The sequence below is a fragment of the Variovorax paradoxus genome, assembly GCF_022009635.1.
Taxonomy (GTDB): Bacteria; Pseudomonadota; Gammaproteobacteria; order Burkholderiales; family Burkholderiaceae_C; genus Variovorax.
This window is the reverse complement of the sequence record NZ_CP091716.1, coordinates 4,137,229-4,150,421: the sequence shown is the minus strand read 5'-3', so window position 1 is coordinate 4,150,421 and position 13,193 is coordinate 4,137,229. Positions and strand designations below refer to the sequence as shown.

The following is a 13,193-nucleotide window of genomic DNA, read 5'->3' as shown; positions in this document are numbered from 1 at the left end:
CGCGCAAAAAGGCGACGGCCAGGATGCATGCGCATTCCGGCCGTCTGACCACATGGCGCACACACCTTGGAAGAATGCACCCCAGATGGCTGGAGGAATTATGGTCCTCGCGTCGCGTCCGGCCAAAGAAAAACCCGCCTGAGCGGGTTGAAGGGTAGCCCTGGAGGAGGGAGGGAGGAAAGAGTGGGCTACCGCGGGTGATTGTGTCGGCCGAAACTTATGTGGCGCTTAAGCGCGGCATTCACGGGCTACCAGAAACGCGTGGCATGGGTAAGCCGCAAAGCCCTACACCCAGCGCAGGCGCTGTCACGGGGGCCTTGCAGGCAGGCATCTAGAATCACGGCTCCCTTGGGGAGTAGCCTGCTTCCGGACTTCGGAAGCGCTCACGTCAACATACTCGATTCGCACCCTGCGGAACGTGGCGTGAGCAGCCGAAAGGTTGGCGAGACCAGCGGTGTACGGACGCGGCTTTGGCCGGCGGGTTCGTGCGCCGCGGCGTCTTGAACCGGCCTTGCTTGCTACTTCCAAAATGAACATTGCCTCCACGATCATTCTTGCATTCGCCATGTCGACGGATGCTTTCGCCGCTGCTGTCGGCAAAGGCGCTGCGCTGCGCAAACCTTCCTGGCGCGAAGCCCTGCGCACAGGCGTCATCTTCGGTGTCATCGAGGCGATAACGCCCGTCATCGGCTGGGCCGCCGGCCTGGCCGCCGCGAGCTACGTCGAACGATGGGATCACTGGATCGCGGTCACGCTGCTCAGCGTGCTGGGCCTGCGCATGATCTGGGAGGGTTGCGGCACACCCGACGCGGTGGAAGACAAGCCGAACCGCAACTCCTTCTGGACACTGGCCATCACCGGTTTCGCGACGAGCATCGACGCGATGGCGGTGGGCGTGGGCCTCGCCTTCATCAACGTCAACATCGCCTGGACCGCGCTGGCCATCGGGCTGGCCACGCTGACGATGGTGACGCTCGGCGTGATGGTGGGGCGCGTGCTGGGCGCTGTTGTCGGCAAGCGCGCGGAGATCGTCGGCGGGGTGCTGCTGATCGGGATCGGGTTCTTCATCCTCTACGAGCATCTGAACGGGCTGGCCTGAAGCCGATGTGATGCCGGGTACTGGCATCCGCCAGAGGTTTGCATGAAAATGCAAATAAATCACGAATCCAGGCTAATTCAAATCGCTTGTCTGCACGGCTCGGGAGAAGCTCCGAGTAGATCTTGAGTACCTAAAGACTACTATCCAAGGAATAAGACAGACAAGGATCTCCATGGAGACGTACCCGACTCTTCGCCAAGCCACCGGCGTTGCCCGCATTCTCAGCAAGCGCTCGGCCTGCACCATCGTCGTGTATAGGCAGGCGGAAGAGAAGTTCGTGGCGGCGCATTCGACCGATCATGTGGAGGGAATCATCGAAGGCGTCTATCGCGACGGATATGTCGTACCAACGCTCTTGAGCAAGACCGAGCGCTGACGTCGCCGCGCGCCGGCCAAGTCGTCAGTCAAGGCCTTCTTCGGGAGGCTTTTTCGCGTTTGGCGTCTCCTGTTTCAATGTTCGGGCCAGGTGCATTCGGGCCTTGGGCCTGCGACACGATCCACTCCCACACCGCGCGAACCGCCGGTTCGTGCTCCCTTCCGTTTGCGGTCGCAAGAAAGTAGCTCCCCGTGTCGAGCGCTGGCCCGAACGGCCGCACCAGCGCGCCGTTGCGCAGTTCTTCCGCGGAGAGCGTCAGGCTCAGCAGCGCGACACCGTGTCCGCCGAGCGCTGCGAGCATTGCATGCGTTTCGTCGGAGAACGACAGGCCCGACGGTGCCTTCGTCGAGCGTCCATGCCGGGGCGCGACGCCTGCTTCCTTGAACCAGCGCGGCCACAGGGCTGGCGCCAGCGCATGTGGCTGCCAGCTGCAATGAATCAACTGCTGCTTCGGCAGATCCGCCACGCGCTCGAGCCTCAGCATCGGGCTGCACATCGGCGCATAGCGCTCCGGCATCAGTTCGTGCGCCGTGAGTCCCGGCCAATTGCCGCTGCCGGAGCGCACCGCGATGTCGGCGTCGCCGCGTGCGAGGTCGACCAGCGTATCGCTCGCGTGCAGCCGCAATTCGATGCCGGGGCAGGCCTTGCGGAACGCGGCCATGCGTGGCAACACCCAGCGCGCTGCAAAGGCGGTGTTGGTGGTCAGCGTGACCTGTTGCGACGCGGCGGGGCGACGCAGCTTGTCGATGCCGGCCTCGAGCACGTCGAAGCCCATGCGAAGGTCGTCGAAGAGCCGCTGGCCCGCGGGTGTCAGCGCGAGTTGCCGTGTGAGGCGGCGGAACAAGGGTTGGCCCAGCGTGTCTTCGAGCGCGCGCACCTGATGGCTGATGGCCGAGGGTGTGACCGAGAGCTCGAGTGCCGCGCGCTGGAAGCTCAGGTGCGCCGCCGCGGCCTCGAAGGCGCGAAGCGACAGCAGTGGCGGCAGCCGGCGGGCGGTGCGGATGGATGAGCCAATCTCGTTCATTCGAAGAGAAACGATCGTTTGTGATGGAGGCCTTCCAAACCTAGATTGGAGGCCTGCGCAGTCATTCCGACCGCGCTCCACAAGATACATCCGTTCATCCATCCATGTCACTGAATCTTCTTCATATCGACGCCAGCGCGCGTCCGGGCCGCTCCGACATCGACGCCCACGGCTCGCACACGCGGCGTCTTTCCGCACGTTTCGTGGAACGTTGGCGCCGGTCGCGGCCCGATGACCACATCGACTATCTCGATGTCGGACGGCAGCCGCCGGCGCATGTCGACAGCCGGTGGATCCATGCCGCCTTCACGCCACCGGCCGCGCGCGAGCCGTGGATGGCCGGCGTGCTCGCCGAGAGCGATCGGCTGGTCGACCAACTGCTTGCCGCCGACCTCATCGTGGTGGGCCTGCCGATGTACAACTTCAGCGTGCCGTCGCAGTTCAAGGCATGGATCGACAACATCGTGCGCGTGGGCCGCACCTTCGGCTTCGACCGTTCGCGTGGCGCGGTGCCTTATTGGCCGATGCTGGCGGAGGCGGGCAAGCGCGCGGTGTTGCTAGGCGCGCGCGGCGATCACGGCTACGACGCGGGCGGCCGCGTGGCGCACCACAACCACACGGAGAACAGCGTGCGTTCGGCCTTCGAATACATCGGCATCACCGATGTGCGCGAAGCGGCCGTGGAGTCGGACGAGTTCGGCGGCGAGCAGCTCGAGCAGTCGCTGCGACTGGCGCAGGCGCGTGTGGATGCGCTGGTCGACGCGTTGCTGCGCTCGCACCCCCCGGCATGAAGCGCCGTTGCGGTTCAGCCGGCCTTTCGCATCGCCAGCAGGTAACCCACGCGCAGCGATCCATGCAGCCTGAAGCTGCGTGTGAGAGGGTTGTACCCAAGCCCACGCTGGTCCTGCAGCGCCAACCCCGCCTTGGCCGCCGCGCGCTTGAGCTCGTCCGGACGAATGAGCTTTGCATAGTCATGCGTGCCGCGCGGCAGGATCCGCAGCACCTGCTCCGCGCCGAAGATGGCAATCAGCCATGCCCAGGGCGTGCGGTTGATGGTCGAGAAAAACACCCAGCCGCCCGGTTTCGCCATGCGCGCGCAGGCGTCGATCACGGCATTCGGCGAGGGCACGTGCTCGAGCATTTCCATGCAGGTGACGACGTCGAACGCGCCTTCGCATTCGTCGGCCAGGTCCTCGGCGGAGATGGCGCGATAGGCCACCGTGGCGGCGCTCTTCTGCGCGTGGATCGCCGCCACCTTGAGCGGCTTGTCCGCCAGGTCGATGCCCAGCACATCGGCGCCGCGGCCGGCCATCGCTTCAGCGAGGATGCCGCCGCCGCATCCGACGTCGAGCGCCTTGCGGCCCTGAAGGCCCGCCAGCCGGTCGATCCATTCGAGGCGCAGGGGGTTGATCTCGTGCAACGGCCGGAATTCCGATCGCGGGTCCCACCAGCGGTCGGCCAGGGCCTGGAATTTGGCCAGTTCGGCGGGGTCGAAGTTTGCGGTGCGCATGGGTTTCTCCTCGGTTACCAGTGGCCGCGCGCACGGTTCCAGCGATAGAGCCGGTGCGCGAAGCGGTCGTAGATCCAGGCGCCAAGCGTTTGCAGCCCGGGCCACTGCAGCGGGCGAGCAAGCCAGCGCCATCGCGGCGACAGCGCCAGCACGCCCGCGATGGCGTCGGCGCCGATGCGTGTCGCACCGGACCCATCGACGAGATGCAGGCGCTCCCGCACGTCTTCCAGCTGCAGGCCCAGCGGCTGGAGCACTTCCGGGTGGGCGTGCACGTCGACCCATTTCACCGCCGCGGCGGGCGTGCGCTCGCGCATGGCGCATACACCGGCATCGCAGACCGGGCACGCGCTGTTGTAGTAGACGACCGTGGGGATGGCGGCTTCTGTGTGTTCGGACATGTCGGCTCCTGAATGGCTGGATTGTGTCACTCATTTAGCTAAATGCCTAAATAACTAATTAGAGAACCGACTGCCCGGCGCGTAAAATCGGTCGATGGAAAAAGTATTCGGAGCGCTTGCGTCTACGCCCCGGCGCAAGATCCTGGCGTACCTGTCGGAAGCGGAGCTTTCGGCCGGCGACATCGCCGCGCGCTTCGAGATGTCCAAGCCGTCGCTGTCCAAGCACCTGAAGATCCTCGAGGGGGCAGGGCTGGTCAGGGCCGAGAAGCGCGGGCAGTTCGTTTTCTACAGCCTGCAGCGCGAAAGCCTGGCCAACACGCTGACGGGGTTCGTGCAGTCGGTCTGCCCGGTTTCCAAGGCACTGAAGAAAGAGAGCCGCGCACTGGCCGACCGCCGCACGACCCCCGTGCCGAAAGCCTGAGGCCCCGGAACCATGCGGGGTGAACAGGTGTGGCGCGCAAGCTCTATCGCCGCACGCGGAACGCCCCGATACTGTCACCGGAGACACCCGCTGCCCGCGCTTCGGCAGCTTGCACAAGACCAATAATGAATTCCTCGGGCCCTTCGAAATTGCGCTTCGGTTTGCATACACGCCTCAGCCTCGGCGTTGCGGCGGTGGTTCTCACCGCTACCTTCACGATCGCGACCTGCGCGCTGCACTTCGTCAAGACCAGCCTGCGCGCCTCCATTGCCGGCGAGCAGCTTGCGCGGGTGTCCGCCGTCGCGGACGCCATCGACCAGAAGCTGAGCAGCCGCCGCATCCTGCTGCAGACCTTCGGCGACAGCGTGGTGGCGCAGGACTTCAAGGACGCCGAACTGCTTCAGGGCTTCCTGGAGAAGCATGCCGCGCTCAAGCAAGCCTTCGACAACGTCGCGTTCATCGACATGGAAGGCAACCTGGTGGCCAACCAGAGTGGCGCGGTGCCGCTCGGCAGCGTGAACATCAAGGACCGCTCCTACTTCCGTCAGACGGTGGCGTCGAAGACCGGCATCATTTCGCAGCCCTACCGCAACCGCCTGAACGGGCTGGCGCAGGTGGCGATCACAGAGCCGGTGCTCGACAGCGCCGGGCAGGTGCGGTATGTCATTTCCGGCGCCATCAACCTCAAGGACCGCAACATCCTGGGCGCGCTGGCCGAGGTCAAGATCGGCAAGACGGGCTACCTGTTCATCACGACCACCGACGGCATCGTGATCGACCATCCGCGCACTTCGCGAATCCTGAATCACGTGCAGGCCGACGGCGGGGCCAGCCCGCAGGTGTTGCGCGCCATCGCGGGTTTCGAGGGCACGAGCGAGGGCGTCGATGAGGGCGGCGTGCCCGGCCTCTACGCTTTCGACCGCACCGAGCAGACGAACTGGATCGTCGGCTCCATGTACCCGAGCGCGGAGGCCTTCGCCCGCGTCGACACCATCGAGCGGGCCGCATGGATCGGCGCCTTGCTGCTCGCGCTGACCGCCGGCGCGCTGGCGCTCGGCGTGGTGCGCCGGCAGCTGCGGCCGCTGGCCGAGCTTCACCGCCACATGGAGGTGGCGCAGCAGTCGCCCGACGAGCTCGAGGCGCCGATGCAGTACGCGCACGACGAAATCGGCGACCTGGCCCGCACCTTCGACGAGCTGATGAAGCAGCGCCGCGAAAGCGAGCAGAGCCTGGCGCACAGCGAAGCGCAGGTGCGCACCATTGCCGACAACATTCCCGCGATGGTCTCGCACATCGATGCGTCGATGCGCTACACCTTCGTCAACGCGCACGTCCGCGCGCTGCACAACAACGCGCCGCTGGTCGGCCGATCGATGCCCGAGGTGCGCGGCCCGCGCGATTTCGCGCTGGTGGAGTCGCACATCTCGCGCGCGCTGGCCGGCGAGGCCGTCATTGTCGAGAAGGCCGGCGACGCCGCGCTGGGCATCGGCAACCGCACCTTCAAGGCCCACTACATTCCAGACATCGATGCCAATGGCGTGGTGCGCGGTGTGTTCTCCATGACCTTCGACATCACGGAGGAAGTGACCATCCACAAGGCGCTGACCGAACAAGAGAAGCGCCTGCGCGACGTGACCGACAGCATCCCCGCGCTGGTCGGCTATTTCGACCGCAACCAGAACTGCCTGTTCGGCAACATCCGGGCGCGGCAGATGGCGGGCGTGGGCGACGGCTCGCTGGTGGGGACGACCTTGCGCTCGGCCATCGGCGAAGGCATGTACGCGCAGCACAAGCCTTACCTGCCGGTGATGTTCTCGGGCAAGAAGGTGCGTTTCTCGGTGCGCGCGCCGATGCACGGCAAGGAAGGCTTCTTCCAGGTCAACCTCATTCCCGACAAGAACCCGCGCGGCGAGGTGGTGGGCTTCTACCTCATGAGCTTCAACATCACGGCGCTCAAGGAAGCCGAACTGCGCCAGGCAGAAAGCGAGCTGCGGCTGCGCGCCATCACCGACAGCATGCCGGCGCTGATCACCTACATCGACCGCGAGGAAAAGATCACCTTCGCCAACGCCACCAGCCGCGAATGGCTCGGCCTCGATCCGACGCAGGTGCTGGGGCGCCATGTGCAGGACGTGGCCGGCCGCGAGGTGTACCTCTCGCGCCAGCCGATGATCGCCCGCGCACTGGCGGGCGAGAGGGTGGAGTTCGAGGCGCGCACCCAGCGCAAGGGCTTCGAGCGCATCACCCAGGTGATCTACGTGCCCGACGTGCGGGCCGACGGGCTGACGCACGGCATCTTCTCGCTGGCGCTGGACATCACCGCGCTGAAGGTGGTGGAGCACAAGCTCATCGAGCTGGCGCGGCTCGACACGCTCACCAACCTGCCGAACCGGCTGGCCTTCAACGAATACCTGCCCGACGCGGTGCTGCGCGGGCGCTTCACCGGCAATTCGCTCGCGCTGATGTTCCTGGACATCGACCACTTCAAGGGCATCAACGACACCCTCGGCCACGCGGTGGGCGACGCCGTGCTGGTCGAATACGCGCGGCGGCTGCAGGGCAGCGTGCGCGGTACCGACATGGTGGCCCGGCTTGCGGGCGACGAGTTCGTGCTGGTGCTCGAGAACCTCGGCAGTCAGGACGCGGTGGCCATCGTCGCGGCCAAGATCACGGAGCGCATCAACAAGCCGCCCTTTGAGGTCGATGGCCGGCAGATCGAAGTCACGACCAGCATCGGCATCGCATTCCACCGGGCCGCCGATTCATTCGTGACGGCGGAGGAATTGCTGGCGCGCGCCGATGCCGCTCTGTACAGCGCGAAGGCGGCGGGGCGCAATCGGTTCGAGTTCTTCGTGGGCTTGAAGCTCTTGCCCGGCACCGAGGCCGAGGCGCACTGAAGAAGAAATCCGTGGTCGTCAGGACAGTGGCGGCGCCATCGCGCGGTTCCTGCCTAGCGACTTAGCCGCGTAGAGCGCCTTGTCCGCGCGGCGCAACGCGCTGGCCACGCTGTCGTCCTCGCGCAGCATCTGCGACACGCCGCAGCTGATGGTGATGTGGCCCACCGGATCGATGAAGGCCTCGCCCACGAGCCGCACCAGATCCGTGGCCGTCTGCATCGCCTCGGCGGCATTGGCGCCGGGCAGCATCAGCACGAACTCCTCGCCGCCCAGCCGCGCGGCAATGTCCGACTTGCGCAGCCGGCTCTTCATGAGCCCGGCCACCGCCTTCAGCACCAAATCGCCGGTGGCATGACCGAAGCGGTCGTTGACCGACTTGAAGTGGTCGATGTCGATCATCACGATGCCGAGCGGCGCGGTGTCGGGGTTTGACACGGCCAGCGCCTGCTGTAGCCGCTCTTCCATGCCGTGGCGGTTGAGCAGGCCGGTCAGGGCGTCGAAGCGCGCCTGCCGGTCGAGCTCGGCGTTGGCGGTTTCCAGGGCGGCGGTGCGCTCTTTCACGCGCTGCTCGAGTTCGGCGTTGGCGCTGACCAGCTTGGCTGTCATGCCCGCGAGCGCCAGCGACAGCTGCTTGACCTCCGAGCTGCCGGCCGTGGTCGGGATGCTGGTGTCGAGCCGGCCGGCGCCGATGTCCCGCGCCACCGACGCGATCTGCCGCAACGGCCGCGTGAGCCGCTGCGCCAGCAACCAGCCGAGCACGAAGGCCAACGCGGCGCCGAGCACGCCCAGCATCAGCGACCTCTTGACGCCGTCGCGTGCCGCGGCACGTGCCACGTCGGCGGGCTCGCGTGCCACCACTGTCCAGCCGAGGTCGATCTTGCCGTCGGTCGCCCCGACCGAGGCGGTGGCCATCAGGAACTCGCCGCCCGTCGATTCGCGCGCGAACTTGACGCCGGAGCCACCCGTGGCGGCCGGCTGCACGCCTAGGTCGGCCGAGCGGTCGAAGCTGGCGTCCGACGCGTAGATCACCTGATCCTTCGCGTCCAGCACGAACACCTCGAGGCGGCGCGCCACGGCGTCGTCCGGAAAGAGCGACTCGACCACGCTGCGTGTCCATTCCCAACTGCCGTGCATGCCCAGCACGCCGATCAACTGCCCTTCGCGCTTGATGGGCGCCGCGAAATCGACAAAACGCTGCGGACCGCCGTCGCTTCCCTTGGGCAGCAGCGCCGCGAGCAGCTTTGCGGCATGCACGTCGCCGACGTGCGTGCCGCGCAGGCCTTCCTGGAACCACGGCCGTTCGGCGACGTTGGCGCCGAGCAGCAGCTTGCCGGTGGATGCCTGCACCACGCCGTCGGGCGAGACCACGCCGATCCACGCGCTGTACGGCGTGAGCGCCTGGGTGCGCGAGATGGTCTGGATCACGCGCTCGGCACCGAGGCCGTCTTTCCAGAGCGTGGTGGAGGCTGCGAGCAATTCGATCTCGCGCGTGCGCGACGTGAGGCCGTCCGCTAGCGCCTTGGATGCATTCCGGGCAATGGTGCGCAGCACAGCCGATTCGTCGGCCTCGCTCTTGCGCGCGAACATCGATCCCAGCACCAGCGAGAGCGTGACGGCCAACACTGCGGCGAGCCCGCCGAATCCCAGTGCCACCTGCGTGCGAAAACTGCGAAGCCAGCCTTTGCGGCGCGCCGGTGAGGGCGGTTCGTGGTTGTCGTCGTTCGCGGAGTGGGCTGGGGACATCGATGTGTGCGTTTGGGGTCGCCTGTGTTCAGGGCAGGGCGAGTACGTGGTTCTCGTGGCGGTCTTCGCCCAGGACGAACCAGGTCTGTCCCTTGATACTGAAGCCGTGTTTTTCGTAAAAGCGGCAGGCGCGTCCGTTACGGGTGTTGACGGCGAGCCACACCGCATCGGCGCCGGTGCGCTCCCTGACCGTGGCGCGTGCCTGCGCCAGCAGCGCCGTGCCGACGCCGGCCCGGGTGAAGCGTTCCTGCACGTAGAGCGTACACAGTTTCGTATGGCTGGCCGGGGCCGGCGCGAGCGGCTGCGCGGCATCGAAGCGCAGCAGCGCATAACCCACGAGGTGCGCACCGTTCTGCGCGACGAGCAGCGCGGCCGCCTGGTCCTGCGCCAAAGCGGCAAAGCCCGACGGCGTGAACGCGTCGAGCACATGCCGCCCCAGCAGGTCATTCACGCCATCGGTGGCGTAGGTGTCCAGCCAGACCTGGATGGCCAAGGCCGCCAGCGCGTGTGCGTCGGTCGCAACGGCGGGGCGGACTTGGAGGGAAAGGGGCATTGCGCAGGAGATACGGGGCGTTGGCTTCCCTGGATTCTGCCTTCCCGTAAATCCTGCGAAGAGAAAGAAAGATCAGGCTGTTTGTGAAGCGCAATCGCCCAGCGGGAGGCGCGGTTCGCGCCGGTCCAGCGCTCGGCTCCACAGCGCGATAGCCAGCCCCACCAGCGTGAGCAGCGCGGCCACCCAACCCAGTGCGCGCAGCCCCGGCCCCTGTGCGATCACCACGCCGCCGACCCAGGCGCCTAGCGCATTGCCCAGGTTGAAGGCCGCGATGTTGAGGCTCGACGCCAGGTTCTGGCCCGCGCCCGAGGCCTTCTCGAGCACCCGCAGCTGCATCGGCGCGACCGTGGCGAACGAGGCCACGCCCAGCAGGCCGACGAAGGCCACCGCCATCCACGGCGTGCCGATGACCCAATGCATGACGCCCAACACCACCGCCAGAACGGCCAGTGTGCCCAGCACGGCCGGCATGGTCGCGCGGTCGGCCAGCTTGCCGCCCAGGATGTTGCCGACGGCCAGCCCGCCGCCGAACACCAGCAGCACCGGCGACACGGCCGATTCCGACAGCCCCGTGACCTGCGTCAGCAGCGGCTGGATGTAGGTGAAGACGGCCAGCACGCCGGCAAAGCCCAGCACCGTCATGGCAAGTCCCAGCAGCACCTGCGGGCGCACGAGAACCGCGAGCTCTTCGCGCAAAGGAGCAAGAGGTGCGTCGGTGCGGCTGCGCGGCACGAACACGGCGAGCACCGCGAAGGCCAGCACGCCCAGCACGGCCACCGCCCAGAACGCGGCGCGCCAGCCCAGGTGCAGGCCCAGCCATGCGCCGGCCGGCACGCCCAGCAGCGTGGCGGCGGTCAGGCCGGTGAACATGATCGCGATGGCCGAGGCGCGGCGCTCGGGCGCCACCAGGCCGGTGGCCACCACCGAGCCGACGCCGAAGAAGGTGCCGTGTGCCAGCGAGGTGATCACCCGCGCCGCCATCAGCATTTCGTAGTTGGGCGCGACCGCGCAGGCCAGGTTGCCGAGCGTGAAGATCGCCATCAGCGCCAGCAGCACCGTCTTGCGGGGCAGCTTGCGCGTGGCGATGGTGAGCACGGGAGCGCCGACCGCGACCCCGAGCGCATAGCCCGAGATCAGCAGGCCGGCGGCCGTGATGGAAACATTCAGGTCCGTCGAGACCTGCAGCAGCAGGCCCATGATGACGAACTCGGTGGTGCCTATTCCGAAGGCACCGGCGGTGAGGGCAAGTAGAGCGATTGGCATGATGCCCTGTACTGTGGAGACAAACAGTCTCGATGACTAGAATGCCGCCGGTACAAGGATTTGTGAGTTGAAATCACAGAAATAGGAGCCCGCCATGCCGCGCATCGAAGTCAACCGTTCCGGCGAGATGGAAGCCTTCGTCCAGGTGGTGGAGTCGGGTGGTTTCTCGGCGGCTGCGCGGCTGCTGGGCATGACCCCTTCGGCCGTGAGCAAGCTCATCTCCCGCATGGAACTGCGCCTGGGCATCCAGCTGGTGCACCGCTCCACCCGCAAGCTGCAGCTCACGCCCGAGGGCACGGAGTTCTACGAGCGCAGCCTGCGCGTTCTCGCCGACATGGACGAGGCCGAGCGCTGCGCCGCTGCCGGCGCCGCACCGCGCGGGCGGGTGAGCATCAACGCGAGCGTGTCTTTCGGGCAGCACAAGCTGGTGCCGCTGGTGCCGCGCCTGCTGGAGATGCATCCGCAGATCACGCTGGACATCGCGCTGACCGACCGCATCGTCGACCTGATGGACGAGCGCGCCGACATCGCCATCCGGTGGGGCCAACTGCCGTCGTCCGACCTGGTGGCCCGGCGGCTCGGCGAGACCAGCCAGTCGATCGTGGCCGCGCCGTCCTACCTCGCGAAATACGGCACGCCGCGCACGCCGCAGGAACTGGAAGCGCACAACCGGCTGGGCTGGAGCTACCGCCGCAATTCTCCCGACTGGCCGCTGCGCGTCGATGGTCGAACGCAGTGGCTACCGGTTGCCGGCCCGGTGCGTGCCGGCGATGGCGAGACCTTGCGGCAACTGGCCATCGCAGGGGCGGGCGTGGCGCGCCTGTCGCTGTATCACATACAGCATGACATCGACGCCGGCCGGCTGGTGCCGCTGCTGCAGGAGTTCAACCCCTGCGAGGTGGAGCCGATCCACGCGGTGTACATCGGCAAGGCCGGCACGCTGCCGGCCCGAGTGCGCGCTGTGCTGGACTTCCTGGTCGCGTGCTCCGGCGTGGGCGGCGGGCGCTACACGCTCAAGCGGACTGCGCCGACGCCGGGGAACTCGGCCATTACCTGATCGCCGCGCCGGCAGGGCAGCACGCCGACCCACGAGCCGGTAGTGACGACCGTGCCGGCCGGCACCGTGTGGCCGTTCCGTGTGAGGTGGCGCAGCCAGATCGGCAGCAGCCACGTGGGGTCGGCCAGCGGATGCGTGCCCGTGCGCACCACCAGGTCCGCATCGCCGACCTTGGTCTCGCAGCGCTGCAAAGACCAATCGAGCGCCGCATACGGCTTCCATTCGCCGACCACCAGCGCGCCGTGTACCTGCGAGTCGGCCAGGCGCAGCAGGGCGGGCGTGGAGGGCAGGTCCTGCCAGCGGGCGTCGACGATCTCGACCGACACGGCCATGGCATCGACGACCGACGCGGCGTTGCCGTGGTCGAGCTTCGCCGCTTGTGCGGGCGTGACGTCCTGGCCGAGGCGCAGCGCGATTTCCGCCTCGATGCCGGGCGTGTGGAACACGAGGTCGCTGAAGTCCGCCGGGCTGGGGCGCACGCCGGCGGGAGGCAGCGGTGCATGCGTGAGCGTCGCGTTGCGCGAGCCGCCGCCCGACTTCCAGGTGCCGGGCACGGCCGCCGAGCCGAACCAGCCGAGCGCCGCGGCCACGGCGTCCTGCACTTCATAGGCCTGGTCGGCGGTTTCGAGCGCGTCGAGCCAGGGCGTGGCGTCGAGGGTGCGATTGCCGCGGCGCGCGGCGACGAGGGCATCGGTAAGAGCGGTCTGGGATGGGTTCATCTTCCGGATCTTCTCAGCAAAACGTGGCCGGGGATGCCGACCTTTCGTGGAACACCGAGGAGCCGGCTTTGCCGGGCCTCAGGTGTTGCCCCCGGGAGGGGGTTGGCGCAGCGACACGAAGTGCGCGAAGCCT

13 protein-coding genes and 1 riboswitch are annotated in these 13,193 nt (G+C 67.2%); of the genes, 6 read left to right on the top strand and 7 right to left on the bottom strand.

The window, feature by feature from the left end; translation table 11 throughout:
* Positions 1-343: 343 nt before the first annotated feature.
* A riboswitch (yybP-ykoY riboswitch) is annotated at positions 344-517 on the top strand.
* Between the two features lie 12 nt (positions 518-529).
* Positions 530-1,099: a manganese efflux pump MntP gene (gene mntP / locus L3V85_RS19250; protein WP_237674340.1), complete on the top strand. Its 570-nt coding sequence runs from the start codon at positions 530-532 to the stop codon at positions 1,097-1,099.
* Between the two features lie 172 nt (positions 1,100-1,271).
* Positions 1,272-1,475: a hypothetical protein gene (locus L3V85_RS19245; protein ID WP_237674339.1), complete on the top strand. Its 204-nt coding sequence runs from the start codon at positions 1,272-1,274 to the stop codon at positions 1,473-1,475.
* Between the two features lie 28 nt (positions 1,476-1,503).
* Here L3V85_RS19245 and L3V85_RS19240 read toward each other — a convergent pair whose 3' ends face one another.
* Positions 1,504-2,499, bottom strand: a complete 996-nt coding sequence (locus tag L3V85_RS19240) for a LysR substrate-binding domain-containing protein (protein WP_237674338.1) — start codon at positions 2,497-2,499, stop codon at positions 1,504-1,506.
* Between the two features lie 104 nt (positions 2,500-2,603).
* On the opposite strand from L3V85_RS19240, the gene L3V85_RS19235 reads away from it, so the two are divergent.
* Positions 2,604-3,290 (top strand): FMN-dependent NADH-azoreductase, encoded by a 687-nt coding sequence (locus tag L3V85_RS19235; RefSeq protein WP_237674337.1) that lies wholly within the window; start codon positions 2,604-2,606, stop codon positions 3,288-3,290.
* Between the two features lie 14 nt (positions 3,291-3,304).
* On the opposite strand, the gene ubiG is transcribed toward L3V85_RS19235, so the two are convergent.
* Both ubiG and L3V85_RS19225 read right to left on the bottom strand, forming a co-directional pair.
* Entirely contained in the window at positions 3,305-4,009 is a 705-nt protein-coding gene (gene ubiG, locus L3V85_RS19230; RefSeq protein ID WP_237674336.1) for a bifunctional 2-polyprenyl-6-hydroxyphenol methylase/3-demethylubiquinol 3-O-methyltransferase UbiG, read from the bottom strand.
* Between the two features lie 14 nt (positions 4,010-4,023).
* Positions 4,024-4,407, bottom strand: a complete 384-nt coding sequence (locus L3V85_RS19225) for a thiol-disulfide oxidoreductase DCC family protein (protein ID WP_237674335.1) — start codon at positions 4,405-4,407, stop codon at positions 4,024-4,026.
* Between the two features lie 94 nt (positions 4,408-4,501).
* Between L3V85_RS19225 and L3V85_RS19220 the strand changes: the two genes are divergently transcribed.
* Both L3V85_RS19220 and L3V85_RS19215 read left to right on the top strand, forming a co-directional pair.
* Positions 4,502-4,828, top strand: coding sequence for a metalloregulator ArsR/SmtB family transcription factor (locus L3V85_RS19220; RefSeq protein ID WP_237674334.1), 327 nt, complete (start codon positions 4,502-4,504; stop codon positions 4,826-4,828).
* Positions 4,829-4,989: 161 nt separating this feature from the next.
* Complete coding sequence (locus L3V85_RS19215) at positions 4,990-7,725, top strand: sensor domain-containing diguanylate cyclase (RefSeq protein WP_237674333.1); 2,736 nt, start codon at positions 4,990-4,992, stop codon at positions 7,723-7,725.
* 18 nt (positions 7,726-7,743) lie between these two features.
* Here L3V85_RS19215 and L3V85_RS19210 read toward each other — a convergent pair whose 3' ends face one another.
* The 3 genes from L3V85_RS19210 to L3V85_RS19200 form a co-directional block, all read right to left on the bottom strand.
* Entirely contained in the window at positions 7,744-9,468 is a 1,725-nt protein-coding gene (locus tag L3V85_RS19210) for a sensor domain-containing diguanylate cyclase (RefSeq protein ID WP_237674332.1), read from the bottom strand.
* A 28-nt stretch (positions 9,469-9,496) separates the two neighbouring features.
* Positions 9,497-10,021 carry a GNAT family N-acetyltransferase gene (locus tag L3V85_RS19205; protein WP_237674331.1) on the bottom strand — a complete coding sequence of 175 codons (525 nt, stop codon included), beginning with the start codon at positions 10,019-10,021 and terminating at the stop codon, positions 9,497-9,499.
* A gap of 72 nt (positions 10,022-10,093) precedes the next feature.
* On the bottom strand, positions 10,094-11,284 hold the full coding sequence (locus L3V85_RS19200) for an MFS transporter (RefSeq protein ID WP_237674330.1): 1,191 nt from the start codon (positions 11,282-11,284) through the stop codon (positions 10,094-10,096).
* 94 nt (positions 11,285-11,378) lie between these two features.
* Here L3V85_RS19200 and L3V85_RS19195 point away from each other — a divergent pair, with 94 nt between their 5' ends.
* Entirely contained in the window at positions 11,379-12,341 is a 963-nt protein-coding gene (locus tag L3V85_RS19195; RefSeq protein WP_237674329.1) for a LysR substrate-binding domain-containing protein, read from the top strand.
* Here the strand turns inward: L3V85_RS19195 and L3V85_RS19190 are convergent.
* Complete coding sequence (locus tag L3V85_RS19190; protein WP_237674328.1) at positions 12,290-13,060, bottom strand: fumarylacetoacetate hydrolase family protein; 771 nt, start codon at positions 13,058-13,060, stop codon at positions 12,290-12,292. The two genes, L3V85_RS19195 and L3V85_RS19190, sit on opposite strands and share 52 nt — an antisense overlap.
* Between the last annotated feature and the right edge of the window lie 133 nt (positions 13,061-13,193).

Bases quoted from the DNA above. Each gene is read 5' to 3' on its own strand.
- mntP (WP_237674340.1), top strand. From the start codon at position 530: ATGAACATTGCCTCCACGATCATTCTTGCATTCGCCATGTCGACGGAT.
- L3V85_RS19245 (WP_237674339.1), top strand. From the start codon at position 1,272: ATGGAGACGTACCCGACTCTTCGCCAAGCCACCGGCGTTGCCCGCATT.
- L3V85_RS19240 (WP_237674338.1), bottom strand. From the start codon at position 2,499: ATGAACGAGATTGGCTCATCCATCCGCACCGCCCGCCGGCTGCCGCCA.
- L3V85_RS19235 (WP_237674337.1), top strand. From the start codon at position 2,604: ATGTCACTGAATCTTCTTCATATCGACGCCAGCGCGCGTCCGGGCCGC.
- ubiG (WP_237674336.1), bottom strand. From the start codon at position 4,009: ATGCGCACCGCAAACTTCGACCCCGCCGAACTGGCCAAATTCCAGGCC.
- L3V85_RS19225 (WP_237674335.1), bottom strand. From the start codon at position 4,407: ATGTCCGAACACACAGAAGCCGCCATCCCCACGGTCGTCTACTACAAC.
- L3V85_RS19220 (WP_237674334.1), top strand. From the start codon at position 4,502: ATGGAAAAAGTATTCGGAGCGCTTGCGTCTACGCCCCGGCGCAAGATC.
- L3V85_RS19210 (WP_237674332.1), bottom strand. From the start codon at position 9,468: ATGTCCCCAGCCCACTCCGCGAACGACGACAACCACGAACCGCCCTCA.
- L3V85_RS19205 (WP_237674331.1), bottom strand. From the start codon at position 10,021: ATGCCCCTTTCCCTCCAAGTCCGCCCCGCCGTTGCGACCGACGCACAC.
- L3V85_RS19200 (WP_237674330.1), bottom strand. From the start codon at position 11,284: ATGCCAATCGCTCTACTTGCCCTCACCGCCGGTGCCTTCGGAATAGGC.
- L3V85_RS19195 (WP_237674329.1), top strand. From the start codon at position 11,379: ATGCCGCGCATCGAAGTCAACCGTTCCGGCGAGATGGAAGCCTTCGTC.
- L3V85_RS19190 (WP_237674328.1), bottom strand. From the start codon at position 13,060: ATGAACCCATCCCAGACCGCTCTTACCGATGCCCTCGTCGCCGCGCGC.